This is a genomic window from Streptomyces sp. NPDC041200 (assembly GCF_055591805.1).
Genome location: NZ_JBVIZF010000011.1, coordinates 207835 through 233434, shown reverse-complemented (window position 1 = coordinate 233434; position 25600 = coordinate 207835). Strand labels below are relative to the sequence as shown.

The 25600-nt window shown below is 71.6% G+C and carries 23 protein-coding genes; 17 read left to right on the top strand and 6 right to left on the bottom strand.

Annotated elements, in window-relative coordinates:
- The first annotated feature begins 4 nt into the window (after positions 1-4).
- The 3 genes from ACZ6CL_RS24725 (at position 5) to ACZ6CL_RS24715 (ending at position 6495) form a co-directional block, all read left to right on the top strand.
- Entirely contained in the window at positions 5-1555 is a 1551-nt protein-coding gene (locus tag ACZ6CL_RS24725; protein WP_468938828.1) for a GMC family oxidoreductase, read from the top strand.
- A gap of 148 nt (positions 1556-1703) precedes the next feature.
- Positions 1704-5396, top strand: a complete 3693-nt coding sequence (locus tag ACZ6CL_RS24720) for a S8 family serine peptidase (RefSeq protein ID WP_468938826.1) — start codon at positions 1704-1706, stop codon at positions 5394-5396.
- Between the two features lie 40 nt (positions 5397-5436).
- Positions 5437-6495, top strand: a complete 1059-nt coding sequence (locus tag ACZ6CL_RS24715; protein ID WP_468938824.1) for a helix-turn-helix transcriptional regulator — start codon at positions 5437-5439, stop codon at positions 6493-6495.
- 141 nt (positions 6496-6636) lie between these two features.
- On the opposite strand, the gene ACZ6CL_RS24710 is transcribed toward ACZ6CL_RS24715, so the two are convergent.
- Positions 6637-7431, bottom strand: a complete 795-nt coding sequence (locus ACZ6CL_RS24710) for an IclR family transcriptional regulator (RefSeq protein ID WP_468938823.1) — start codon at positions 7429-7431, stop codon at positions 6637-6639.
- Positions 7432-7550: 119 nt separating this feature from the next.
- Between ACZ6CL_RS24710 and ACZ6CL_RS24705 the strand changes: the two genes are divergently transcribed.
- The 5 genes from ACZ6CL_RS24705 (at position 7551) to ACZ6CL_RS24685 (ending at position 13392) form a co-directional block, all read left to right on the top strand.
- Positions 7551-8516 (top strand): 5-dehydro-4-deoxyglucarate dehydratase, encoded by a 966-nt coding sequence (locus ACZ6CL_RS24705; protein WP_468938821.1) that lies wholly within the window; start codon positions 7551-7553, stop codon positions 8514-8516.
- Positions 8513-9838 carry a glucarate dehydratase family protein gene (locus ACZ6CL_RS24700; RefSeq protein ID WP_468938820.1) on the top strand — a complete coding sequence of 442 codons (1326 nt, stop codon included), beginning with the start codon at positions 8513-8515 and terminating at the stop codon, positions 9836-9838. Before ACZ6CL_RS24705 ends, ACZ6CL_RS24700 begins: the two co-directional genes overlap by 4 nt.
- 218 nt (positions 9839-10056) lie before the next feature.
- Complete coding sequence (locus ACZ6CL_RS24695; RefSeq protein ID WP_468938818.1) at positions 10057-12018, top strand: GDSL-type esterase/lipase family protein; 1962 nt, start codon at positions 10057-10059, stop codon at positions 12016-12018.
- A 40-nt stretch (positions 12019-12058) separates the two neighbouring features.
- Positions 12059-12493, top strand: coding sequence for a VOC family protein (locus ACZ6CL_RS24690; protein WP_468938816.1), 435 nt, complete (start codon positions 12059-12061; stop codon positions 12491-12493).
- 35 nt (positions 12494-12528) lie between these two features.
- A complete protein-coding gene (locus ACZ6CL_RS24685; RefSeq protein WP_468938814.1) occupies positions 12529-13392 on the top strand; it encodes a DUF1963 domain-containing protein in 864 nt (287 codons plus the stop codon).
- Positions 13393-13504: 112 nt separating this feature from the next.
- Here ACZ6CL_RS24685 and ACZ6CL_RS24680 read toward each other — a convergent pair whose 3' ends face one another.
- The gene (locus ACZ6CL_RS24680; RefSeq protein ID WP_468938812.1) at positions 13505-13765 is read right to left on the bottom strand and encodes a hypothetical protein; all 261 of its coding nucleotides are present in this window, start codon (positions 13763-13765) and stop codon (positions 13505-13507) included.
- A gap of 111 nt (positions 13766-13876) precedes the next feature.
- On the opposite strand from ACZ6CL_RS24680, the gene ACZ6CL_RS24675 reads away from it, so the two are divergent.
- Positions 13877-14497, top strand: coding sequence for a TetR/AcrR family transcriptional regulator (locus ACZ6CL_RS24675; RefSeq protein WP_468938811.1), 621 nt, complete (start codon positions 13877-13879; stop codon positions 14495-14497).
- 183 nt (positions 14498-14680) lie between these two features.
- On the opposite strand, the gene ACZ6CL_RS24670 is transcribed toward ACZ6CL_RS24675, so the two are convergent.
- Entirely contained in the window at positions 14681-15499 is an 819-nt protein-coding gene (locus tag ACZ6CL_RS24670) for an alpha/beta fold hydrolase (protein WP_468938810.1), read from the bottom strand.
- A gap of 77 nt (positions 15500-15576) precedes the next feature.
- Here ACZ6CL_RS24670 and ACZ6CL_RS24665 point away from each other — a divergent pair, with 77 nt between their 5' ends.
- A complete protein-coding gene (locus ACZ6CL_RS24665; protein ID WP_468938808.1) occupies positions 15577-15777 on the top strand; it encodes a hypothetical protein in 201 nt (66 codons plus the stop codon).
- A 25-nt stretch (positions 15778-15802) separates the two neighbouring features.
- Here ACZ6CL_RS24665 and ACZ6CL_RS24660 read toward each other — a convergent pair whose 3' ends face one another.
- Positions 15803-16330 (bottom strand): DinB family protein, encoded by a 528-nt coding sequence (locus ACZ6CL_RS24660; protein ID WP_468938806.1) that lies wholly within the window; start codon positions 16328-16330, stop codon positions 15803-15805.
- Positions 16331-16750: 420 nt separating this feature from the next.
- Here ACZ6CL_RS24660 and ACZ6CL_RS24655 point away from each other — a divergent pair, with 420 nt between their 5' ends.
- From ACZ6CL_RS24655 to ACZ6CL_RS24635, 5 genes are all read left to right on the top strand, one after another.
- Positions 16751-17713: an LLM class F420-dependent oxidoreductase gene (locus tag ACZ6CL_RS24655; protein ID WP_468938804.1), complete on the top strand. Its 963-nt coding sequence runs from the start codon at positions 16751-16753 to the stop codon at positions 17711-17713.
- A 438-nt stretch (positions 17714-18151) separates the two neighbouring features.
- Positions 18152-19291, top strand: a complete 1140-nt coding sequence (gene sfnG / locus ACZ6CL_RS24650; RefSeq protein ID WP_468938802.1) for a dimethylsulfone monooxygenase SfnG — start codon at positions 18152-18154, stop codon at positions 19289-19291.
- Between the two features lie 53 nt (positions 19292-19344).
- Positions 19345-19899: an NADPH-dependent FMN reductase gene (gene ssuE, locus ACZ6CL_RS24645; RefSeq protein ID WP_468938800.1), complete on the top strand. Its 555-nt coding sequence runs from the start codon at positions 19345-19347 to the stop codon at positions 19897-19899.
- An 8-nt stretch (positions 19900-19907) separates the two neighbouring features.
- A complete protein-coding gene (locus ACZ6CL_RS24640; protein ID WP_468938799.1) occupies positions 19908-21107 on the top strand; it encodes an SfnB family sulfur acquisition oxidoreductase in 1200 nt (399 codons plus the stop codon).
- A 60-nt stretch (positions 21108-21167) separates the two neighbouring features.
- Positions 21168-22340 carry an LLM class flavin-dependent oxidoreductase gene (locus tag ACZ6CL_RS24635; RefSeq protein WP_468938797.1) on the top strand — a complete coding sequence of 391 codons (1173 nt, stop codon included), beginning with the start codon at positions 21168-21170 and terminating at the stop codon, positions 22338-22340.
- On the opposite strand, the gene ACZ6CL_RS24630 is transcribed toward ACZ6CL_RS24635, so the two are convergent.
- Both ACZ6CL_RS24630 and ACZ6CL_RS24625 read right to left on the bottom strand, forming a co-directional pair.
- Positions 22324-22851, bottom strand: a complete 528-nt coding sequence (locus ACZ6CL_RS24630; protein ID WP_468938794.1) for a DedA family protein — start codon at positions 22849-22851, stop codon at positions 22324-22326. The two genes, ACZ6CL_RS24635 and ACZ6CL_RS24630, sit on opposite strands and share 17 nt — an antisense overlap.
- Positions 22848-23573, bottom strand: a complete 726-nt coding sequence (locus ACZ6CL_RS24625) for a class I SAM-dependent methyltransferase (RefSeq protein WP_468938793.1) — start codon at positions 23571-23573, stop codon at positions 22848-22850. The genes ACZ6CL_RS24630 and ACZ6CL_RS24625 overlap by 4 nt, the downstream gene beginning before the upstream one ends.
- A gap of 131 nt (positions 23574-23704) precedes the next feature.
- Here ACZ6CL_RS24625 and ACZ6CL_RS24620 point away from each other — a divergent pair, with 131 nt between their 5' ends.
- Complete coding sequence (locus ACZ6CL_RS24620; protein ID WP_468938791.1) at positions 23705-24886, top strand: sensor histidine kinase; 1182 nt, start codon at positions 23705-23707, stop codon at positions 24884-24886.
- Positions 24883-25533 (top strand): response regulator, encoded by a 651-nt coding sequence (locus ACZ6CL_RS24615; protein WP_468938789.1) that lies wholly within the window; start codon positions 24883-24885, stop codon positions 25531-25533. The genes ACZ6CL_RS24620 and ACZ6CL_RS24615 overlap by 4 nt, the downstream gene beginning before the upstream one ends.
- Positions 25534-25600: the final 67 nt, after the last annotated feature.

Genomic DNA, 25600 nt, shown 5'->3' with positions numbered 1-25600 from the left:
GCCCGTGGACGAGTTCGACTACGTGGTGGTCGGTGGCGGCACGGCCGGGTCGGTCGTCGCGGCGCGGCTGAGCGAGGACCCGTCGGTGTCGGTGTGTCTCCTGGAGGCGGGCCCCTCGGACGTCGGCGACGACGACGTCCTGCGGCTCGACCGGTGGATGGCGCTGCTGGAGTCCGGCTACGACTGGGACTATCCCGTCGAGCCGCAGAAGAAGGGCAACAGCTTCCTGCGGCACGCCCGCGCCAAGGTGCTGGGCGGCTGCTCCTCCCACAACTCCTGCATCGCCTTCTGGGCGCCCGCCGAAGATCTGGACGAATGGGCCGGGACCGGCTGTACGGGGTGGAGCGCCGAGGAGACCTACCCGCTGTTCCGGCGGCTGGAGAGCAGCGACGCGCCCGGCGACCACCACGGCCGCGGCGGCCCGGTCACCCTGCGCACCGTACCGCCGCACGACCCGTGCGGCCGGGCGCTGCTGGCGGCGTGCGAGGAGGCGGGCATCCCGGTCACCCCGTTCAACACCGGCCGGACCGTGGTGCGCGGCGCCCACTGGTTCCAGATCAACGCGCGCGAGGACGGCACCCGATGCTCCGCCTCCGTCGCCTACCTCCACCCGGTCATGTCCGGGCGCCCCAATCTGGCCGTACGCACCGGGCTGCAGGCCAAGCGGCTGCTGCTGGACCCGGACCGGCGCTGCATCGGCGTCGACTACCTCGCCCCCGACCTGATCCACACCCACACCGTGCACGCGCGGCGCGAGGTGGTCGTCTCCTGCGGCGCCATCGACACCCCGAAGCTGCTGATGCTGTCGGGCATCGGGCCCGCGGAGCATCTGCGCGAGACGGGCGTGGAGGTGATCGTGGACTCCCCCGGCGTCGGCGAGAACCTCCAGGACCACCCCGAGGGCGTCATCATGTGGCACGCGGAACAGCCCATGGTCCGCAGCTCCACCCAGTGGTGGGAGATCGGCATCTTCGCCGCCACCGAGCCGGATCTCGACCGGCCCGACCTGATGTTCCACTACGGCTCGGTGCCGTTCGACATGAACACCTACCGCCACGGCTATCCGACGTCCGAGAACGCCTTCTGCCTCACCCCCAACGTCACCCGCGCCCGCTCCACCGGCACCGTCCGGCTGCGCACCCGCGACTTCCGCGACAAGCCGAGGGTCGACCCCCGCTACTTCACCCACGACCACGACATCCGCGTGATGATCCACGGCCTGCGGCTGGCCCGCAACATCGTCGCCCGCCCCGCGCTGGCCCTGTGGGCGGGCGCCGAACTCGCCCCCGGGCCCGGCGCGGACACCGACGACGAGCTGTTCGCGTACATCCGCGACACCCACAACACCGTCTACCACCCGTCCTGCACGGTGAAGATGGGCGCGCCCGACGACCCGGCCGCGCCGCTGGACCCGCAGCTGCGGGTCAAGGGGGTGACGGGGCTGCGGGTGGCCGACGGCTCGGTGATGCCGCACCTGGTGGCCGTCAACCCGTGCGTCACGACGATGATGATCGGCGAGAAGTGCGCCGAGATGATGGGCCGCCACCACGCGTAAGCCGATCCCCGGGCGTAACTCCCGTGGCCAAGGGAGGCGTTGGCACCGCCCGGCCACAGCCACCCCTTGAGCCCGCACACCCCCGGCGACCACTCTGATCGCACCTTCCGACAGCAGAGTCGGATGCGATGAGGGAGGAAGCCAGCCGATGCGAAGATCGCGTCGTCTCGTGGCCGTGGTGGGCGCCGCCGGCGTGGTGGCCGTCCTGGCCACCCCGGTGGCCGGTGCCCGGCCGTCCCAGTCCGCCGCGCAGGCCTCACAGACCGCCCCGCCGGTTCGCACCCAACAGCACACGGTCACCCTGATCACCGGTGACACGGTCACCGTCACCACCGGTCCCGACGGCAAGTACGCCGTGGAGGTGGAGCGGGCGCCGGGCCGCGAGTCGGCGGAGTTCGTGACCACCCAGCAGGACAAGGAGATCAGCGTCGTCCCGGTGGACGCGCTCCGGCTGATGTCCAGGGGCCGCGTCGACGCGGGCCTGTTCAACATCACCCAGCTCGTCAAGCAGGGCTACGACGACCGGAAGACCGGCTCGATCCCGGTCATCGCCACCTACCGCGGCGACGGCGCGCACCCGGCACCCGAAGGCGCGCGCAAGACCCTCGCCCTGAGCAGCGTGGACGGTGCGGCGCTCAGCGCCCGCAAGGCCGACGCGGCGGACTTCTGGGCCGACGTCAGCCGCGACAAGGGGTTACGGAAGCTCTGGCTGGACCGGAAGGTCAAGGCGTCGCTGGACGTCAGCGTCCCGCAGATCGGCGCCCCGGAGATGTGGAAGGCCGGACACGACGGCGAGGGCGTCAAGGTCGCCGTGCTGGACACCGGCATCGACGCCACCCACCCGGACGTCAAGGACGCCGTCGCCGACTCCAAGAGCTTCGTCCCGGATCAGACCGTCAAGGACGGCCACGGCCACGGCACCCATGTGGCCGACACGATCGCGGGCGGCGGCGCCGGGTCCGACGGCACGTACAAGGGCGTGGCGCCGGGCGCGAAGCTGCTGGTCGGCAAGGTGATGAACGACGCGGGCGAAGGCTACTCGTCGTGGATCATCGAGGGCATGGAGTGGGCCGCCGCCTCCAAGGCCAAGATCATCTCCATGTCGCTGGGCGGCCCGGCGTCCGGCCCCTCGGACCCGCTGAGCGAGGCCGTCGACCAGCTGTCGGCGTCCTCCGGGGCGCTGTTCGTGGTCGCGGCGGGCAACTCCGGCCCGTTCGAGGGGACCGTGGAGACGCCCGGCATCGCGAACTCGGCCCTCACCGTCGGCGCCGTCGACAAGTCCGACAAGTGGGCGACGTTCTCCAGCCGCGGGCCGCGCACCGGCGACTACGCGGTCAAGCCCGAGATCACCGCGCCCGGCGTGAACATCACCGCCGCCCGCGCGGCCGGTACGACCATGGGCACCCCCGTCAACGACCTGTACACCACCTCCAGCGGCACGTCCATGGCGACGCCGCACGTCGCGGGTGCGGCGGCGATCGTCGCCGGGGCGCACCCCGACTGGAGCGGCCAGCAGATCAAGGACGCCCTGGCCAGCACCGCCAAGACCAGCACGGCGGACGGCCCGTTCACCCAGGGCGACGGCCGGGTCGACGTACCGCGCGCGGCGGCCCAGAACGTGTTCGGGACGCCGGTCCTCAACTACGGCCAGTACGCGTACGACGCGGATAAGGCCGACCCCAAGACCATCCGGTACACCAACGCCACCGACAAGCCGGTGACGCTGAAGCTGGCGTCCTCGGTCGGCGGCGGCTCCCTGACCCTCGGCTCCGACACCGTGACCGTGCCCGCGAACGGCGAGATGAAGGTCCTGGTCACCGTCGACCCGGCCAAGGCGGCAGCGGGCCGCCACGCCGGATACATCACCGCCACCGGCGACGACGGCGCGGGCGGCACGGTCAAGGTGACCACGGCCGTCGCCTACGAGAAGGCCGAGAAGCTCCACGACCTCAACGTCACGCTGCTGGACCGCGAGGGCAAGCAGTCCCCTGCGGCGCTCTACACCCTCCAGAAGCTCAGTGACACCAGCCAGAACCAGTTCGGCTTCATGAGCGGCTCCGACACCTTCCAGCTGCCGCCCGGCACGTACTCCCTCGCCACCTGGATCCCGGTCTACGACAGCGGGAAGCACGAGGTCGCGACGAGCGTCGTGGGCGATCCGCAGATCGAGCTGAACGGCGACACCTCCCTCACCCTCGACGCCCGCAAGGCCGTCGAGATCAAGCCGCAGACCAAGGAGAAGGACTCCCAATCCCAGGGCGTGATCACTTCCTGGCACCGGGAGCTGAAGGGCGGCAGCTCCTTCGGCCTGACCTACTCCATGGGCAAGTGGAAGAAGCACATCTACGCGGCGCCGACCGAGAAGGTCACCGAGGGCACCTTCGAGTTCTACAGCCGCTGGCGCCTGGAGAAGACGAAGCTGACCGCGCGCGTCACCGGTCCCGCGCGGGTCGCGCTGAACCCGGAGTACGCGAACACCTACACCGGCTGGCCCGTCAAGATCGACGGTAAGCGGAAGGTGCGGCTGGTGTCCGCCGGGGCCGGTACGGCCGAGGACTTCGAGGGCCTGGACGTGAAGGGCAAGGCCGTGCTGGTGGGCCTGGCGCCCGACGGATGGCCCGACGAAGCGGTCACCAACGCCACCAAGGCGGGAGCCGCGTACGTCCTCGCCTACCGCAAGACGACGGCCGGTCTGTGGCTCACCGCGGTCGACAGCGCGACCATCCCCGTCATGTCGCTGCCCGGCGAGGAGGGCGACAAGCTGCTGTCCCTCCTGGGCGACCAGTCCAAGGTGACCATCGAACTGGGCGGCACGGTGGACAGCCCGTACCTGTACGACGTGGTGCTGCCCGAGCCGGACGCCATCGGCGAGGACCTCACGTACCCGCTCAACAGCCGCACCACCCACAAGGTCACCGCCCGCTACCACGGCCCCGGGAAGGGGCACCTCGGCGCCGAGGCCACCCACACCTTCCGCCCCTACCAGCTCTTCTCGGTGGAGCAGAAGGCAGAGGTGACGCTGGGCACCCAGCGCACCGAGTACTACAGCGCCGACCCCGGTACCCGCGTCTGGCGCACCGCCCTGCAGGACTACGACGGCGGCGGACGGCAGTGGGCGCCGCTCACGACCTACGCGCCCGGGACGAAGGAGACCGTGAACTGGCTCTCCCCCGTCATCCGCCCCACGACCGCCGCCGAGTTCGGCACCTCGGAGCGCGAGGGCGACCAACTCACCCTCGCCGTACCGGAGTTCTCGGACTCGGGCACCGGACACTACGGCTCCGCGGGCGCGGCCAAGGACGGCGTGGACGCGGTGAAGACCAGCCTGTACAAGGACGGCGAGCTGGTCGGCGAGGCGCCGTACGGCTCGGGCACCTTCGCCGTACCGGCCGCGAAGGCCAACTACCGGCTCACCATCGACGCGCGGCGGAGCGCCGCGTGGTCGGCGTACTCCACCAGGACCACCACCCAGTGGGACTTCACCTCCGCCCACACCGCCGGGGCCACCGCCCTCCCCCTGCTCTCCCTCGACTACGACCTGGGCGTTGACCTGCTGGGCCGCACCAAGGCCGGACACCGCTTCACCTTCGGCCTGACCCCGCGCCACCAGGACGGCGCTCAGGCCGCGAAGGTGCGCTCCCTCAAGGCCTGGGTGACCTACGACGACGGCGCCACCTGGAAGGCGGTCAAGCTCACCCGCGACGGCGCCGAATACCGGGCCGCCGTCGACCACCCCCGGCTCGGCGCCACCAACGGCTTCACCGGCCTGCGCGTCCAGGCCACCGACGCCGACGGCAACCGAATCGATCAAACGCTCATTCGTGCATATGGCCTGAAGTAGGCCGAAAGCTGTCCTCTGGCGGTAACGAACACCGTCTAGCGTGCCGTTGAATCGTTACATCGACGCGCTGGAGCCGCCACAAGTGGACAGCAGAGCAGCATCCTCATCCGACGAGACCCCTGCCGCACCCCCGAGCCCCTGGGCCGCGGCGGGGGTCTCCGACTTCGACGAGACGCTGTACCATGCGATCCTCCACCAGCCCGACGTGGGCGTCACCGGCTGGGCGGAACTGCTCCGCGCCTCTCCCTCCCGCGTCCGCCGCGGCTGCGCCCGCCTCCTGCGCCTCGGCCTCCTCCAGGCACCCGACTCCACCGGCGGGCCGCGCCCGGTCGACCCCCGCGTCGCCGTACGGGCCCTCATCCGCAAACGCGAGACCGAATCCGAGCTCCTCGCCGCCACCGCCGATGACATGGCCAAGGTCTACGCGGCCGGACTGCTGCGGGCCGAACCGTCCGGCCTGATCGAAGTGGTCCACGGCGAAAGCGCCAACGCGGCCCGGCTGGAAGAGCTGTACGCCCGCGCCGAACACGATATCTGCCTCTTCGACTCCCCGCCCTACCTCGCCCCGCTCACCCCGCAACTCGACCTCCAGAGCGAGGTGCTGCGCCGCGGCGTCTCCTACCGCACGATCTACTCCGTCTCCTCCCTGGAGAGCCCCCAACTCCTCGCCTACGCCGAGGGCATGGTCGCCCTCGGCGAACAGGCCCGGGTCCTCCCCACCGTCCCCATGAAGCTCCTGGTCGTCGACGGCCGCTCCGCCATGCTCCCGCTGACCAGCACCGACGCGGGCCCCGGCTACTGCGCCGTCATCGTCCGCCACTCCGCCCTCACAGACGCCCTCCGCACCCTCTTCGAGACCCTGTGGCAGCAGGCCACGCCCCTGAGCGGCGTACGCGACGAGGGCCACGAAGACCTCACCGAGGCGGACCGCGACCTGGTGGGCCTGCTGGCGGTGGGCATGAAGGACGAGGCGATAGCCCGCCACCTGGGCATCAGCCTGCGCACCCTGCGCCGCCGCATCAGCAGCCTCCAACTCCGCCTGGGCGCCCGAGGCCGCTTCCAAGCAGGCGCCCGAGCCGCCCACCGAGGCTGGGCCTAACCGCTGCGCTCTCCCCACCCCACCCCTCCCCGAACCGGGGAAGACCCCCGGCCCCCGGCCGCGGACGCGGCCACGTCCCCCGCCCTCGGGGCCGGGAAGGGGCGGGGTCGGGAAGGGGCGGGGTGGGGAACACCCGCCCCGCTACCGCCACTGCGGCGTCGCCCCGCCCGCCCTCGGCGCCGCCGCCTCGATCTTCTCCCGGATCTCCCGCATCACCGCCACGATCCGCTCCTCCCGCCCCTCCGCCGCCAGCCTGGCCGTCGGCACCGAGCAGCTGATCGCGTCCACCGCGGGCACCTCGTACCGCAGGGCGAAGCCGAAGCCCACGATGCCGGTGACGCCCTCCTCGCGGTCGACCGCGTAGCCGCGCTGCCGGGTGCGGGCCAAGTCGGCGGCCAGGGAGGCCCGGTCCCGGTGGGTCCTCGGGGTCAGGGGTTCCAAGGGGTCGTCCGGCAGGGGGAGTTCGCCGTCCGGACGCTCCGCGAGCAGCGCCTTGCCGAGGGCCCCGGCGTACGAGGGGAGGCGGCGCCCCACCCGGCTGAAGGGCCGCAGGTACTCGTGCGACTCGCGGGTGGCGAGGTAGACGACGTCGCCGCCGTCCAGCCGGGCGAAGTGGATGGTCTCGCCGAGCGCGTCGGACGCCTCGTCCAGATAGGGCCGCGCCGCCCGCACCCGCGGGTCGCTGTCGAGGTAGCTCGTCCCCGTCAGCAGCGCCCGGATGCCGATGCCGTACAGCGAGCCGGTGACGTCGGTACGTACCCAGCCACGGTCGATCAGGGTCTGCAGCAGCGCGTACATGCTGCTGCGCGGCACGTCCAGCTCCTCGGCCAGCTCCCGCAGCCGGGCGGGCTGGTCGCCACGGGCCGCGAGCAGTTCGAGGAGCTGCACCGTGCGGCCCGCAGACTTCACTTCGCGTACGCCACCGGTTTCCGCCATGGGTCGCATCGTAATCCGCGGGAGGCCGCCCGCTCACGTTCCAGCTATTGACGCCCCCGCGCGCGCATTCCTAACCTCTATCTTCATACGTAGACGCCATCTACATAGGGAGACGAGACATGACGGCCCTCACGGCCGATGCGGCGACGACGGCGGCCCGGCTGCGCGACGGGATGGCGAGCGGCGTGCTCTCGTTCCCGCTGACCAGCTTCACCAGCGACCAGGGCGACGGCGCGGCCGCGCTCGACCTGCCCGCGTACCGCGACTACCTCGCGGCGCAGATCGAGACCGGCCCGGGGGCGATCTTCCCGGCGTGCGGCACCGGTGAGTTCTTCTCCCTCGACGAGGACGAGTACCGCGACGTCATCACCGCCGCCGTCCGCGAGGCCGACGGCCGGCTACCGGTCGTCGCGGGCATCGGCTACGGCTGGGCACAGGCGGCGCGGTTCGCCCGGATCGCGGAGGAGGCGGGCGCGGACGCCACGCTCGTCCTGCCGCACTACCTGGTCAAGGGCCCGCAGTCGGGGCTGGTCGAGCAGATCCGGCAGATCGCCGCCCGCACCCGGCTGCCGCTGATCGCGTACCAGCGCGACCAGGTCGCCTTCACCATGGACAGCCTGCGCGAACTGGTCCGCATCCCGGGCGTCATCGGGCTGAAGGACGGGCACAGCGACCTGGACCGGCTGCAGCGGCTCAAGCTCGCCGCGCCGGAGGACTTCCTGTTCTTCAACGGCGCCGCGACCGCCGAGGTCCAGGCCCGCCCGTACGCCAGCATCGGCATCACCGCGTACTCGTCGGCCGTCCACGCCTTCGCCCCCGAGATCGCGAACGCCTTCTTCACCGCCCAGCGCGACGGCGACGACGCTACGGTGGAGCGACTGCTGCGTGACTTCTACGTACCCCTCGTCGAGCTGCGCGACCGTGTCCCCGGCTATGCCGTTTCGCTGGTCAAGGCGGCGGCGCGGCTGCGCGGGCGGCCGGTCGGCCCGGTGCGCGCACCGCTCGCCGACCCCGGCAAGGACGATCTCGCCGACCTCGAAGCCCTCCTGACCACCGGACTCGACCTCGTGGGAGCCGCACGATGACGCAGACGACGCAGACGCAGACGGCGCGAGCCGGAGCCCTCGCCATCGCCGAGGTGCGGCTGACGCCCATCCTCGTCGCCGACCCGCCGCTGCTGAACACCCAGGGCGTCCACCAGCCCTACACCCCCCGGCTGATCATCGAGGTGGTCACCGAGGACGGCACGACCGGCATCGGCGAGACGTACGGCGACACCAAGTACCTCGACCTGGCCCGCCCGCTGGCCGAGAAGCTGCCCGGGCACAGCGTCACCGACCTGAACGGGCTCTTCACCCTGGCCGACGAGGTCGCGGTGGACGCCTCCCGGGTCGAGAACTCGGTGGACGTCGGCGGCCTGCGCGGCGTCCAGACGGCGGACAAGCTGCGGCTGTCGATCGTCTCCGGCTTCGAGGTGGCCTGTCTGGACGCCTGGGGCAAGGCGACCGGCCTGCCGGTGCACGCCCTGCTCGGCGGCAAGGTCCGCGACCGCGTCGAGTACAGCGCGTACCTCTTCTACCGCTGGGCCGAGCACCCGGAGGGCGTCGCCTGTGAGCCCGACGACTGGGACGCGGCAGTCGACCCGGCCGGGGTCGTCGCCCAGGCCGAGCGCTTCGCCCGCGACTACGGCTTCACGTCCTTCAAGCTCAAGGGCGGCGTCTTCGAGCCGGACCAGGAGATCGCCGCGATCCGTGCCCTGGCCGAGCGCTTCCCCAGCCAGCCGACGCGCCTGGACCCCAACGGCGCCTGGTCCGTACCCACGTCACTGCATGTGGCGGAGGAACTGCGGGACGTCCTGGAGTACCTGGAGGACCCGACCAGCGGTACGCCCGGGATGGCCGAGGTCGCCGCGTCCGCCGGTGTCCCGCTGGCCACCAACATGTGCGTGACCACCTTCGGGGAGATCCGGGAGGCGTTCACCAAGGGCGCGGTGCAGGTCGTCCTCTCCGACCACCACTACTGGGGCGGCCTGCGCAACACCCGCGAACTGGCCGCCATCTGCCGCACGTTCGGCGTCGGCCTGTCCATGCACTCCAACACCCACCTGGGCATCAGCCTGGCCGCCATGACACACGTCGCGGCCACCGTGCCCAACCTGGACTACGCGTGCGACAGCCACTACCCGTGGCAGACCGAGGACGTGATCACCGAGCGCCTCACCTTCCGCGACGGCCGTCTCGACGTGTCCGACGCCCCCGGGCTCGGCGTCGAGCTGGACCGTGACCGGCTCGCCGTACTGCACCAGCGCTGGCTGGACGACGACGGCACGATGCGGGACCGCGACGACGCCGCCGCGATGCGGGTCGCCGACCCCGAGTGGGTGACCCCGGCCATTCCGCGCTGGTAGCCACGCCCCATCAGCCCGGTCCGGACCGCCGAGGGGGCGGCCCGGGCCGGGCTGCGCGCTTGAGGTGTGCGCTTGAGATGTGCGCTTGAGATGTGCGCTTCACCTTGACGTTGAACCGATTCATCGCTTCCATCGTGACCGCACCCCGCACCTGGGAGCGCTCCCAGGAACCCCTCCGCGAGAGGACCCCTCCGATGCGAAGACTCTTAGCACTTGTCATGGCCACGACTTTGCTGGTGCTGGGGCTGAGCCTGAGCACCGCCCACGCCGCCCAGGCCACCCCCGCGAAGGCCGCCCGCGCCACCCCCGCGAAGGCACTGGGCAACGGCTCGGTGACCGACCCGAACATCGTCTACACCGGCCGCTGGGACCTCGGCGACTCCACCGCCGCCGTCCCCAACTGGACCGGCGGCTACCTCCAGACCGCGTTCACCGGAACGACGGTCAAGGTCAAGGCGCGCAACGCGGTGAACTTCTACGCCAGCGTCGACGGCGGCGCCGACGTCTTCTACGCGGGCGTCAGGGGCACCGTCAACCTCACCCCCACGCCACTCCCCCGGGGCAACCACACCCTCCGCGTCTCCTACCGCTCCGGTGACACCGTCTTCCAGGGCCTGGCCCTCGACGCGGGCGCGGGCACCACCACGCCCCGCGTACCGTCCAAGCTCATCGAGTTCGTCGGCGACTCCATCACCGCCGGTGCCCTCACCGACCGGCTCGCGCTCGACTCGTACGGCTGGAAGACCGGCGAACAGCTCGGCGCGCGCCACACCCAGATCGCCCGCGCGGGCTACTGCCTGGTCGGCAAGAGCGGCTGCGTGGGCCTGGCCACCCAGTTCTTCAAGACGGCCTCCACCGGCGACCAGAACTGGGACTTCTCCCGCTACCAGGCCAACGCCGTCGTCATCAACCTCGGCACCAACGACATCGGGCACGGCGTCACCGGCGCGGAGTTCCAGTCGGCGTACACCGCCCTCCTCCGTGACATCCGGGGCAAGTACCCGAACGCGTCCCTCTTCGCCGTCCAGACCCTCAAGAAGCGCTATCTGACGGAGACCAAGGCGGCCGTGAGCGCGCGCGCCAGCGCGGGCGACGCGAAGGTGTACTACGTCGACACCAGCGGCTGGCTCGCCGACGGCACGGACTACGAGGACGGCAACGGCCACCCGAACGAGGCGGGCCACACCAAGTTCGCGAACCGCCTGGCCCCGGTCATCAGCGCCAGGCTCACCACCACCAAGGCGGCGGCCGCCCCCGGCCAGCCGGGCGACCCCAACATCAAGTTCAGTGGCCGCTGGGACACCCAGACCTCCGCGACCGCCTACACCCCCTACTGGGCGGGCGCCTACTTCCGCACCGGCTTCACCGGCCGCACCATCAAGCTCAAGCAGCGGAACGCCATCGACCTGTGGGCCAGCATCGACGGCGGCCCGGCCACCTTCTACGACGAGGCCAAGGGCACGGTGAACCTCACCCCGACCCCGCTCGCCGCCGGAAACCACACCCTCCAGATCAACTACCAGGTCATCGCGGGCAGTTACCACGGCGACGCGGTCTTCCAGGGCCTGACCCTCGACAGCGGCGCCACCACCTTCGCCCCGCCCGCCCCGAAGAAGCTGATCGAGTTCGTCGGCGACTCCATCACCGTCGGCACCACCACCTCCCAGAACGCCCGCACCGCCTACGGCTGGCTCATCGGCGAACGCCTCGGCGCCGACCACACCCAGATCGCCCAGGGCGGCGCCGCGCTCGTCGACACGGCGGACGACCGGATGAGCCTGGAGCAGCAGTTCACCAAGCTCAACCCCAACGCCGCCACGCCCGCCTGGGACTTCTCCCGCTACCAGGCCAGCGCCGTCGTCATCAACCTCGGCACCAACGACGTGGGGCGCGGCGTGAGTTCGGCGCAGTTCCAGGCGTCGTACACCAGCCTCCTCCGCAAGGTCCGCACCGCCTACCCGGGCGCCTGGATCTTCGCCCTGCGCACCTTCAGCGGCCGCTTCGGCACCGAGACCAAGGCCGCCGTCACCGCCTTCGGCGACGCCAGGGCCAGTTACGTCGACACCACCGGCTGGCTGGCCTCCGGCGACCTCTCCGACTCCGTCCACCCGAACGACCAGGGCCACCGCGCCATCACCACCCGCCTGGCCCCGGTCATCTCCGCCAAGCTCGGTGGATAAAGCGGGTGTTGAGCGACAGAGCCCCTGCTATGGTGCGCCGATGGCATCGGTCAAGCAGGTCCAAATCACTTTCGACTGCGCGGAACCTGAGCGCGTCGCTCGCTTTTGGTGCGAGGTGTTGGGGTATGTCGTACCGCCGCCGCCGGAGGGGTTCGCCACGTGGGACGAATTCGACCGCTCTCTGCCGCCTGAGCGGCAGGGTGCGGCGTTCGCCTGCGGTGATCCCTCAGGCGTGGGCCCGCGACTGTTCTTCCAGCGCGTCCCCGAAGGCAAGGCCGTCAAGAATCGGGTGCATCTCGATGTGCGAGTCGGCACCGGGCTCGTGGGGAAGGAGCGCCTCGCCGCGCTCGAAGCCGAGTGCGCGCGCCTGGTCGCGCTCGGCGCGGTACACGATCAAACGCTGTTTGCCGATGACTACGATGAGTCGTGCATCAACATGCGGGACATCGAGGGCAACGAGTTCTGTCTCGACTGAGCATCATCCGAGACAGCGAGGTGGGAGCCGTTTCCATGACGTCGGAGACGCGGGACCGGCTACGCCCCTTCCGTGAGAGGGCGATCGGACAGGGCATCCCCGCCGACGACGTGGAGCGGTGGATGACCGCCGCCCGCCCCTGCGCGACGCTCACGCAGGGCGGCGGCGGGGGCGGGCCGGTCGTGGGCCGACTCGGCGGTCCGCTCCTGCTCCCCGCCGACAGCCCGGACCCCTCCACTCCTTTCGTCGCCTCCATCGACCTCGCGGCCCTGCCCGCCGACGCGACGGACCTCCCCCTGCCTCCCGATGGCCAACTGCTCCTGTTCGCCCTCCCCGAGCGCGACGACGACTACTCGCCCATGGGCAGCGTGGTGTATGTCCCCGCCGGTACGGCCGTGGAGGAGCGGGACCGGCATGCCTGGAACGAGGACGACTTCGACGACTACCGCGAGATGTTCGAAGGTTTCCCCCAGGGCCCGCTGCGGGTGACGGCCGATGTGTCACTGCCCTATCACGGGGCGGTCGAGTCCTCCGAGGGGCCGGAGTGCGTACCGCTCCCCGGGCATCCCCGCTCCGAGGAACTGGCCACGGTATGGGAGCGCCTCCAGGCTGCTGGCCGCCCCACCGAAGTGGAGCTCCAGATCGGCGGATACGCCGATGAGGAGGCCGTCTACACCGACCCGGTCGCGAATGCCGTGGCCAGGGCCGTGGAGGCGGTGGAAGCAGGCCTGTGGGAGGGGCCGGTTTCGGGTGACGTCGAGGACTGGGTGCTCCTCGCCGACTGGTACTGCGGCGTCAACGGCTGGGAAGGCGCCTTCGTCCACTGGGTGATCCAGCGCGAGGACCTGGCCGCGTGGCGCTTCGACCGCGTGTACACCGATGTCTTCTGGAACCCCTGATCCGCTTGCCGCGGCAGGGAATGACCAGACAGGTGTCCGCGTCGCGCCGATGATTCGGGCCGCGGCGGCCCCATCCGGAGCGCCCCAGCGCGCCGGTTGGCCTGCCAACTTCTCACGGGTGGCGATGCGCCCGCTTCCTCGCGTAGCAACGGCGCGCCGCCATGCCCAGCAGGGTCAACCCCGCGAAGCCGACCAGCAGCGTCACCCACTCGGGCATCTGGGCGGCCCGCAGGAGGCCAGCAACGCCAAAACTCGTATCCCACCCGGCCTCCGTGATGGCGGAGCCGAAGCCCTGGATGACGAGGATGGCACCGAACAGCCACAGCAGCCCCTGCCCTGAGCCGCTGTCCGTCCTCTTGAGTTGCTTCGCCATGACGAGCCTTCCCTCCCGGGGTCCGCGCAACGTTCCGATGCGGTCGCATCACATCGTGCAGGGGATCCGGATATGATGCAAGTGCATCAGAACGTGGGAAGGAGCAAACCCGTGCCCAGGCAGGTCGACTACGAGGACCGGCGCCGACGGATCGCCGAGGCGGTCTGCACCCTGATCGCGCGCTCCGGCATGGAGGCCGTCAGCCTCCGCGACGTCGCCGCCCAGGCCGACGTGTCCATGGGCGCTGTCCAGCGGTGTTTCCGCACCAAGCAGGACATGCTGCTCTTCGCGCTGGAGCACATCTCCCGCCACGTCACCGAACGCGCCGACCAGCGCATCGCCGCCACCTCCACCCCCCGGGCCGCGTCGACCCTGCTGTCCCACACCGTGGCCGAACTCGCCCTGCTGGATGAGGAATCCAAGACCCATGCTCAGGTCTGGCTGGCCTTCGTCACCCATGCCCCTGCCAGCGAGAAACTGGCCGCCGTCCTGCGCGACACCTATGCCAAGCTCCACGGCCTCATCGCGTGGCTCATCCGCTACGGCCAGGACACCCGGGAAGTCCCCCAGCACCTCGACCCCGAGCGCGAAGCCCACACGCTCCTCGCCCTGGCCGACGGCCTCACGGCCCACGTCCTGACAGGCCACCACGCCCCGGCCACGGCGCTGGCCATCCTCCAACGCCACCTCGACCACCTGCTGGACAACACATCCGGCCGCGGCCGCGCCTGACGCCTCCAGCCCACCATGACCTCGGCCACGAAGGGGCGCCCCCCGCACATCACCCGCGCCCGCGCCTACGCCGTCGTCGGTCCACGTCCCTCGGCCACCAAGGCGCTCTTGGCCGCCGAGAATTGGGGGGACATCGGCGCCATTCCGGACGCGTTCGTATCGACGACCGGCAGCGGGTGGCGTTCAGTTGGCGGGGGCCGTTTCGTGGAGGAAGCGGGTCAGCAGGTCGGTGACCGCGCTGGGCCGCTCCAGGCCGGGCAGGTGGCCTGCCCAGGGGAGTTCCAGGTGGCGGGCGGCGGGGATGCGGTCCGCCAGGTGGGCGGCGATCTCGCGGAAATCCGTCAGGTCGTGCGCGCCGGATACGGCCAAGCAGGGCGCCTCGATCCGTGAGAGGTCGGCCTGCTCCTCGGCGGAGGCGAATTCGGCCGTCAGCTGCGCCTCGAAGGCGTGCCGCTGCATCCGGCGGACGCGCTCCCTGGCCTCGTCGTCGGCCTCCGGCCCCAACCATGTCGCCACGTTCAGCTCGACGGCGGCCGCGAGGTCCCCGGCCTCGAACAACGCCTCCTCCCGTTCGGCGAAGGACCGCAGCTCCGGGCCGGGCGCGTGTCCGGAAAGGGCGGAGCAGAGCAGCACCAGGGCCGTAACGGCGCCCGGGCGGGCGGCCGCCACTTCCAGGGCGACCCGGCCGCCGTACGAGGAGCCGACCAGCGCGGCCCGCGCGATGCCCAGGTGGTCCAGGAGTTCCAGGACGTCCCCGGCGTCACCGTACGGGCGGTCGGCCACCGGGGAGTCGCCGAACCCCCGGAAGTCGCACCGGATCACCCGGTATCCGGCGGCGGCCAGCACCGGCCACTGCGGGTCCCACATGCGCCGGTCGCACACCGAGGAGTGCAGCAGCACCAAGGCCGGGCCGTTCCCTGACACATCATGAGAGAGGATCATTTGGCGGACAGTAGCGGACACGTCCTGAGGACACACCTGGAAATACGGTGTGTCGGACACGACGCCCGGTGGTGGTTACGCGGCGAACACCAACGCTGAGAGGATGCGCGGACCACAACAGAAAGAGAGTGATGAGCATGATCGTGCTCCTCTTGGCCGCCGTCCTCGCGCTCGTCGTCGGAGGGTGTGTCTGCGTCGTGTGGGCGGCGCGGGGCGGGCCGCGCTGGGTGCGTGGGGTGTCCAGGGTGACCCTGGCGCTGGGCGAGGTGACGCGCGCCGCGTCGAAGTCCAGCCGCCGGAGTTCGAGCCAGAGTTCGGGGAACAGCTCGGACGACTGAGACCCCGCGCGGCACGCTCGCTCGGTCACTCCGGCGACGCTGCCCGCAGCAGGCGGAGTTGGCCGATCTCGCTGGCGTTCTTCATGAGTTCGGCGTTCACCCATCCGGCCATATGGGCGACGGTGTGCTGGGGATCGTTCTGCCAGGGGAACGGGGCGGCGGCGTCCAGCTCGGCGTCCGTGAGCCCGTCCAGCACCGCCAGCCAGTCGTCGCGCAGACCGCGCAGCCACGCGACGGACGCCGCCCCGGCCCCCGGCCATACGATCTCGGTCCGCTCCCGGGGCACCCGCCCGCGCGCGTGGTCGATGGTCACGCTCCACCACCAGCCGATGTGCCAGCTCACCCAGCCGATCGTGGGCACCGGGACGGGATCGGGTTCGGCATCGGCCCAGTCCGGGGCCCAGGCGCCGTCGTCGGTCCGGCGCATCGTCCAGCAGAGCGGCCCGGGCTCCCAGAGGAAGTCCTCGGGCTCGATCCTCTCCAGGTGGTACTCGAAAAGCGACCAGGTCAGATCGAACTGCCAGCGCAGCAGGTCACATCGGGAAACAGTCATCCGCCGACCCTGGCACGCCCCGCGCACCCCGGGAAATGTTTATTCACTCCTTGACGACCTCCGATGCCTGGGCCTCGTTTCCTGACGCTACGTCAGCCCTGGACCTTTGCCGGAAACGCGGAGGGGACATGCGCGGACGAACGCTGCTCGGCGGCGCGACCGCGACCGGATGAGGGCTGACGGGCCTCGGCCTGTCGGCGGCACCCGGGGACGGTGAAGTCGTCCGCCCACCGGGTCGGCCTCCTGCAGGTCTCCGACGGGGCCACGCAGTCGACCGCGTCGGCCGGGCGGGATGTCCGCGCGCTCCGACCGCCACCTTCGGAACATGCACGCTTACCGCAAGCAACCCCAGGTGAGACGGGTGCGAACCCGGACCCGGGGGGCCGGTTTGAAAGCGGGGCAAACCGGTACCCGGGAGCCATGCGATGGGGATACACGATGATGACCGAGCAAGCCGGACCGCGTCAGCTCGTTGAGGACGTGGTCCGGGCCGAGCAGGTCGGTTTCGACTTCTCGGTGACGTCCGACCACTACTTTCCGTGGCTCGATTCCCAGGGGCACTCCCCCTACGCCTGGAGTGTGCTCGGGGCGGCCGCGCAGGCCACGTCGCGGATTCCGCTGACGACGTTCGTGACCTGCCCGAGTGTCCGCTACCACCCGGCGGTGGTGGCGCAGAAGGCCGCCACGCTGCAGCTGCTGTCCGAGGGGCGGTTCCGGCTGGGACTGGGGTCCGGCGAGAACCTGAACGAACACGTGGTGGGCAGCGGCTGGCCGTCCGCCGCCATCCGGCAGGAGATGCTGGAGGAGGCCGTGGAGATCATCCGCGCGCTGTTCAAGGGCGGCTACGTCAACCACCGCGGCACCCATTTCGACGTCGAGTCCGCCAAGCTGTGGGACCTGCCCGACGAGGCACCGCCCATCGGACTGGCCGCCTCGGGCGAGGCGTCCTGCAGGCTGGCCGGAGAGCTGGCGGACATGCTGATCGCCACCGAGCCGAAGCCGGAGCTGGTGGACGCCTTCGAGCGGCACGGTGGCGGCGGGAAGCCGCGCATCGGTCAGCTGCCGATCGCGTACGACCCCGACCGGAACGCGGCGGTCACCCGGGCCCATGACCAGTTCCGCTGGTTCGGCGGCGGCTGGAAGGTCAACTCCGAGCTGCCGGGCCCCGCCTCCTTCGAGGGCGCCACGCAGTACGTACGCCCCGAGGACGTGGCGGCGTCCATCCCGTGCGGTGATGACGTTCGGGAGTTCACGGAGAAGATCCGCGCGTTCGCCGACGCGGGCTTCACGGACGTGGCCCTGGTCCAGATCGGCGGGGACCACCAGGCGCCCTTCTTCGACTGGGCCGAGAAGCAACTGCTGCCCGCGCTGCGGGAGCTGTAGAGAACATCCGGAACCATCGGCTGGGCCGCGGGATTCCGCGGCCCAGCCGCTTTTTGTGTGCGCGTCCGGAGCGTGCTCGGGCGTGTCCGCGCGTGTCCGGGATATGGAATCCGGGCCGGGACTTCTTGACCGGCCGGACTTTCCCCTGCTTGTATCGATGCCATGAAGCGACAGGACCTCACGCGGCGACGCCACGTCGACCTTGCGCGTGTCTCCAGCGCGTCCTGTTGCTGTCGGGCCTGAGCGAACGCCACGGATCAACGGATCCCCTCGCGTCTTCCGCGTCGCCCCCTCTCTCTTCCCTCCCCTTTCTCTCCTCTCACATGACGGCCTGACGGCCTGATCTGACCGTCGCGCGTCGACCGCATTCCGCGTGCGCCTGAATTCCCCGCCAGGCGCTGATTCGCCATGCCCGTATGCACATTCCGGGAGTTCCCCATGCCCGCACATTCGCCTACCGAATTCCCCAACGACCCGCTGCGTTTCGCCTATTGGGTGCCCAACGTCAGCGGCGGTCTGGTCACCAGCACCATCGAGCAGCGCACCGACTGGGGCTACGACTACAACCGCGAGCTGGCCGTCCTCGCCGAGAACAACGGCTTCGACTACGCCCTCAGCCAGGTGCGGTACATGGCCAGCTACGGCGCCGAGTACCAGCACGAGTCGACCAGCTTCAGCCTCGCGCTGCTGCTCGCCACCCAGCGGCTGAAAGTCATCGCCGCCGTCCACCCCGGGCTGTGGCATCCCGGCGTCCTGGCCAAGCTGGGCGCCACCGCCGATCAGCTCTCGGGCGGGCGGTTCGCCGTGAACGTCGTCAGCGGCTGGTTCAAGGGCGAGTTCACCGCGCTCGGCGAACCGTGGCTGGAGCACGACGAGCGCTACCGCCGCGCCGAGGAGTTCATCGACGCGCTGCGCACGATCTGGACCGAGGACCACGCCGACCTGGCCGGGGACTTCTACCGGATCCGTGACTTCTCGCTCAAGCCCAAGCCCCTGAACAGCACGGAGCGCCCGCATCCGGAGATCTTCCAGGGCGGCAACTCCACCGCGGCCCGCGCCATGGCGGGCCGGGTCTCCGATTGGTACTTCAGCAACGGCAAGGACTTCGACGGCGTCACCGAGCAGCTCCGGGACGTCCGCGCCTCCGCCGCCACCGCGGGCCGCCGAGCCCCGCGCTTCGGCCTCAACGCGTTCCTCATCGCCCGCGACACCGAGGCCGAGGCCCGCGAGACGCTGCGCGAGATCGTCGCCGAGGCCAACGAGGACGCCGTGCACGGCTTCCGCGACGCGGTCCAGCAGGCGGGGCAGTCCACCGCCGACGGCAAGGGCATGTGGCAGGACTCCTCGTTCGAGGACCTGGTGCAGTACAACGACGGCTTCCGTACGGGGCTGATCGGCACCCCCGAGCAGATCGCCGAGCGCATCGTCGCCTACAAGCGGCTCGGCGTCGACCTGTTCCTCCTCGGCTTCCTGCACTACCTGGAGGAGGTCGAGTACTTCGGCAAGCGCGTGCTGCCGCTGGTGCGCGAGCTGGAGGCCCAGCTGCCGGACACCGCGCCCGCGCCCGCCCTCACCTGATCCCCGTACGCCCGCCCGCCACACCCCTCGCCACTTCCTCGAAAGGGGCCTCCATGGCCACCGTCCTGTCCATCTCCGGCTCCCCTTCCGCCACCTCCCGCACCGGCAGGCTGCTGCGCCACCTCGACGCCCGCCTCACCGACCAGGGCCATGAGGTGGTCCCGCTCGACGTGCGCACCATCCCGGCCACCGCGCTGCTCGGCGCCGACTTCGCGCATCCGGACATCGTCCGGGCCAAGACGCTGGTCGAGCAGGCGGACGGGATCATCGTCGGCACCCCCGTCTACAAGGCCGCCTACTCCGGGCTGCTGAAGTCCCTGCTGGATCTGCTGCCGCAGTACGCCCTGGCGGGCAAGACGGTGCTGCCGCTGGCCACCGGCGGCAGCACGGCACACGTCCTGGCCATCGACTACGCGCTGCGGCCGGTGCTGTCCTCGATGGGCGCCGCGCACATCGTGCAGGGCTGGTTCACGCTCGACAAGGACATCACCGCCACCGCGGACGGCGGGGTGATCGTGACCCCGGGCGCGGCCGAGGCCCTGGAGCAGGTCGTCGACCAGTTCTCGGCGGCGCTCGGGTACAAGCCGCTGCTCGCGGCGGCGAGCTGAGGGCCGCCATGACGTCCCTTCCCGAAACCGCCCACCGCGTCGCCGACGACGCGGAGGCGCTGGAGGTGGCCGCGAAGCTGGCCGAGGAGTTCCGTACGGGCGCGGCCGGGCGCGACGCGGAACGCACCCTGCCGCGCGCCGAGCTGGACCGGCTGTCCGCGTCCGGGCTGCTGGCCATCACCGTCCCGGCCGGGCACGGTGGCGCGGACGTCTCGGCGGTCACCCTCGCCGAGGTGTTCCGGCTGCTGGCCGCCGCCGACGCCAGCCTCGCCCAGATCCCGCAGAGCCACTTCGTGTACGTCAATGTGCTGCGCCGTCAGGGCACCCCGGCGCAGCAGGGGTTCTTCTTCGGGGAGGTGCTGGCGGGGCGGCGGTTCGGCAACGCCCAGTCGGAGGCGGGGACGAAGCACATCCAGGACTTCCGCACCCGCTTGGAGCCCCGCCCCGACGGCTCGTACCAGCTGACCGGCGTCAAGCACTACTCCACCGGCGCCCTGTTCGCCGACTGGATCCCGGTGCTGGCGCGCGGCGCGGACGAGGAGCTGTACGTGGCGTACGTGCCACGGGAGGCGCCGGGCGTGACGGTGGTGGACGACTGGGACGGCATGGGGCAGCGTACGACCGCCAGCGGCACCGTACGGCTGGAGGGCGTGGCCGTGCCCGCCGACCGTGTGGTGCCGCATCACCTCACCTTCCGAGGCCCTCAACTACACGGCGCGGTAGCACAGTTGCTGCACGCTGCCATCGACGCGGGGATCGCCTCGGGCGCGCTCGCGGAGGCGGTGGCGTTCGTCCGCACCAAGAGCCGCCCGTGGTTCGAGAGCGGCTTCGAGACGGCCGCCGAGGATCCGCTGCTCATCCAGCGCTTCGGTGAACTGGCCATCCAGGTGCGGGCGGCCGGGGCGCTGCTGTCCGCCGCCGCGCGGGCGGTGGACGCCGCCCGCGCGGATCTCACCGACGACACCGCGGCCGAGGCGTCGATCGCCGTGGCCACCGCGAAGGTGTCGGCGGCCGAGGCGGCGGTGGAGGCGGGCAGCGCGCTCTTCGAGGTGTCCGGCACCCGCGCGGCGCTGGACTCCCTCAACCTCCACCGGCACTGGCGGGACGCCCGGACACACACCCTGCACGACCCGCCCCGCTGGAAGGTCCAGCACATCGGCCGCTATGTGCTGAACGGCACCCCGCCGCCCCGGCACGGCCTTCTGTAACCCCCGAAGAAACCTCCCGAGAAGCACCCCAGGCAACACCCCCGATCGGAGCCGCATCCCATGTCCCTCACCTTCCACTGGTTCCTGCCCACCAACGGCGACAGCCGCCATGTCGTCGGCGGCGGCCATGGAACGCCGGTCACCGCGGCCGGTGGCGACCGTCCGCCGTCCGTCGGCTATCTCACCCAGATCGCCCGCGCCGCCGAGGACCTGGGCTTCGTCGGAGCGCTGACGCCGACCGGGGCGTGGTGCGAGGACGCGTGGCTGACGACCGCGATGGTCAGCCAGCACACCGAGCGGCTGAAGTTCCTGGTGGCGTTCCGGCCGGGCTTCGTCTCCCCCACGCTCGCCGCGCAGATGGCCTCGACGTACCAGCGGCAGACCGGCGGCCGGCTGCTGCTGAACGTGGTCACCGGGGGCGAGAGCCATGAGCAGCGGGCGTACGGCGACTTCCTCGACAAGGAGGCGCGCTACCGGCGCACCGGTGAGTTCCTGGAGATCGTGCGCGGGCTGTGGGACGGCAAGACGGTGGATCTGGCGGGCGACCACCTCCAGGTGGCGGACGCCTCCCTGGCCCGGCTGCCCGACCCGGTCCCGGAGGTGTACTTCGGCGGCTCCTCCCCCATCGCCGGTGAGGTGGCGGCGCGCCATTCGGATGTGTACCTCACCTGGGGCGAGCCGCCCGCCCAGGTCGCGGAGAAGATCGCCTGGATCCGGGGGCTCGCGGCCGAGGAGGGCCGCACGGTCCGCTTCGGCATCCGGCTGCACGTCATCAGCCGGGACACCAGCGAGCAGGCGTGGGCGGAGGCGCGGCGGCTGCTGGACGGCTTCGACCCGGAGACGGTGAAGTCCGTACAGCAGGGGCTCGGGCGCAGCGAGTCCGAGGGGCAGCGGCGCATGCTCGCCCTGCACGGCGGTGGCCGGGACGGGCTGGAGATCCACCCCAACCTGTGGGCGGGCATCGGCCTGGTGCGCGGCGGCGCCGGGACGGCGCTGGTCGGCAGCCACGCGGAGGTGGCGGAGCGGATCGCCGAGTACCACCGGATCGGGATCGACGAGTTCGTGCTGTCCGGCTACCCGCACCTGGAGGAGGCGTACTGGTTCGGCGAGGGCGTCCTGCCGCGCTTGCGACAGCAGGGCCTGTGGTCCCACCCGGCCGGCCCCGCCACCGCTCCGCGGGCCGCCGCCGCCCAGGTGCCCTTCGGCGGCGGAGCGCTCAGGGAACGAGGGTGAGCACGCGGTGAAGTGAGGTCGCGGCGGCGTATCCGGCCCCCGCTTCGGCCGTGGCCCACAGGCAGGCCGCGGTGGCGCTGTAGGGAGCGATGCGGTGGTAGGGCAGCCGGGTGGCGCCCGCGAAGTGGGGTGCCAGGGTGCGGACCACGGGCAGGAAGCGGGCCAGGAAGACCGCTCGGCCGCCGTGGCGGGCCATCAGCGCCTCGGCGTGCCGCCAGGCCGTGCCCGGGATGCGCCGCCCCAGGCGCCCCGCACGCAGCCGGTCGCCCAGGAGCGTGCCCGTGCGGTGGGCGAGGAAGTCGCCTGCGACGACAGCGCCCGCTGCGACCGCCATCACGGCCGGGAGGCTGATCTGGCCCGTGCGGGCCAGCGCTCCGGCGGTCAGCAGCAGCGTGAGCGTGGGGATGACGGCACCGATCAGAAGGATCGACTCGGCCAGGACGGCCAGGGCCACCACCGTGTAGGCCGAGGCGGGGGAAAGGTGGCCGAGGGTGCCGGACAGCGCGTTCACCGGCTGGCCACGTACCGGGGAGGCTCCTGGTCGCGCGGGGAGGTGAGGGGGCGGCGCAGGTGCCAGACGTGGGCCGGGGGCAGGTTGGCCCACACGCTGCGGCGGCCGGTGGCGTAGCCGCGCTGGTAGTCGGCCATGACCTCGTCCACCGCGGCGTGCCTGCGCGCCTCGGCCCGTGACGCGGTCAGGGCACGGGCGGTACGGGTGCCGACGTAGGCGAAGTAGGTCAGGGTGCCGCCGGGGCGCAGCATCTCCATGTACCGGGCCATGATGCGCTCGACCTGCGCGGGCGTGAAGTTGGTCAGCGGAAGGCCGGAGACGATCACGTCGTAGCGCCGGTCGGTGCTGAGGTGCTCGACGTATGTCTGGTGCACGGTCACCGCCCGCTGCTGGCCCGCCAGGTGGGGGTGCGTGGCGACGAGGTGGCGCAGCCGGGCGGCGAAGCGCGGGTTCGCCTCGACGATGTCCAGCTGGCTGCCCCGGGCCAGCCGGGGGATCAGGGTGCGGGTGACCGCGCCGGTTCCGGCGCCCGCTTCCAGGACGGCCGGCGGGCGGGGAGTCCGGGCCCGCAGGGGTTCGGTCAGGGCGCGGGCGAGGGCCTTGCCGCTGGGGACGACCGCGCCGGTGGTCCGCAGATCGCGGGCCGCCTCGATGAGGAACATCCAGCCCTCGGCACGGCGTTGCGCCAGGACACGGTCGTGGGAAGTGGTCCAGTCGTTCATGGTGGCGACGCTAGAGATCCGCGCCCGGGACCGGATCCGCCGTCATGCGACGGCCTCCCCCTACGAAAGTTGGGGGTCGGCGTAGCCGTTCGTCGGATGGGGGTGCGCCGTGCCTGCCTAGGATTGGCTGGATGAGCTGGCGAGAGGGCCCGGGGCGGGCCGCGTACGGTCGGGCCGGGCTGGTGGTGGTGCTGGGCTCGATCGCCGCGCAGAACGGTGCGGCGGTCAGCGATGACGGCTATCTGGCCCCTGAGCCCATCGCCGCCGTGCTGTGCGCGGTGGCCCTGCTCGTGCGCCGACTGCCCTGGCAGGCCGCCCCGCTGATGGTCACCGCGGCCACGTCGTGGTGGGGATGGCCCGTACTCCCGCTGCTGCTGGTCGCCTTGTTCGACCTGGCCGCGCACCGCCGCGCGCGTGTGGCGGTAGCCAGTATCGCCACCGCGCTGGGCGGCAACCTGATCACTCGCCCGCCCTCCTCACTGTGGACGCCGCAGCAGTACGGATCCATCGTGTTCCTGCTGCTGGTCGTGGTCGGTGGCCTGTGGCTGGGCAACCGGCGGCGGCTGGTCGCCGCGCTGGCCGGCCAGGTCGAGCACCTGCGGGTCGAGTCGCAGCTGCGCGAGGAGGCGGCCCGTGCCGCGGAGCGGTCCCGTATCGCCGCGGAGATGCACGACGTGCTGGCCCACCGCCTGAGCCTGATCGCCCTGCACACCGGCGTCCTGGTCACCAAGGGCGACACGTTGCCCGCGCCCGTGGCCGACCGCCTTGGCCTGCTGCGGACGACGTCCACGGAGGCCCTGGCCGACTTGCGTGATGTGCTCGGCGCCCTGCGTCACCCCGGCTCCGCTCCGGCGAGTTCGGCGCTCGCCCCCGTGCTGCGGGATGTGCGGGAGCTGGTCGACGAGGCCCGTGCGGCCGGGCAGCGCGTCGGGCTGACGGCCGACGGGCTTCCCGAGCGGGCTCCCACCACGCATCGGCTGGCCGTGTACCGCATCGTCCAGGAGGCGCTGACCAACGCCCGCAAGCACGCGGACGGCGCCGAGGTGACCGTACGCGTCGGCTACGGACCGCCCGACACCCTGGTCGAGGCCACCAACTCCCCCGGCGCCGCACGCACGGACACGGTCGGCGGCGGCTACGGGCTCGTGGGTCTGCGCGAACGTGTCACCGCGCTCGGCGGCCAGCTGGATGCCGGACCGGCCGGTGCGGGGGCCTGGCGGGTCGCCGCTCGCCTCCCCCACCCCTCACACGCCGAGCACCCGGCAGGCACCGAACACCCGGCAGGCACCGAGCAGAACGGCACCCGCACATGATCCGCGCCATGATCGTCGACGATGACGCCCTAGTCCGGCTCGGCCTGGCCGACCTCCTCGAAGGCGACCAGGACATCGAGGTCGTCGCCCAGGCCGCCGACGGTCTCCAGGCCATCGAGCGGGCCACCGCACACCACGTCGACGTCGCCCTCGTCGACGTGCGCATGCCCCGCATGGACGGCATCACCGCCACGACCCGGCTGCGAACCCTCCCCCACCCCCCGAAGGTGATCACACTGACCACCTTCGACCTCGACGAATACGTCTACAACGCCCTCGCAGCCGGAGCCGATGGTTTCCTGCTCAAGGACACCGACCCGGCCGACATCCTGCGCGCCGTCCATCTGGTGGCCGCCGGTTCTGCCATGCTCCACCCCGCCGCGGCCCGCCGCCTCATCGACCGCTACCACGCCACCACCCAGCCGAAGGCCACCGCGGCCCGGGCCCGCCTGGACCGGCTCACTCCCCGGGAACGGGATGTGCTGGCCCTGCTCGCCCGAGGCGATACGAACGCGGACATCGCCACCCGCCTCGCCATGCGGGAAAGCACCGTCAAGGCCCACGTCAGCCGCATCCTGTCCGCGCTGGACGTCACCAACCGCGTCCAGGCCGCCCTCCTGGCCCGTGACGCGGGGCTGACGGGCTGAACGGCCGAACGGCTGAGCGGATTGAAGGAGAGCGGCCCCGCCGGTGGCGGGGCCGCTCCGCGCCCAG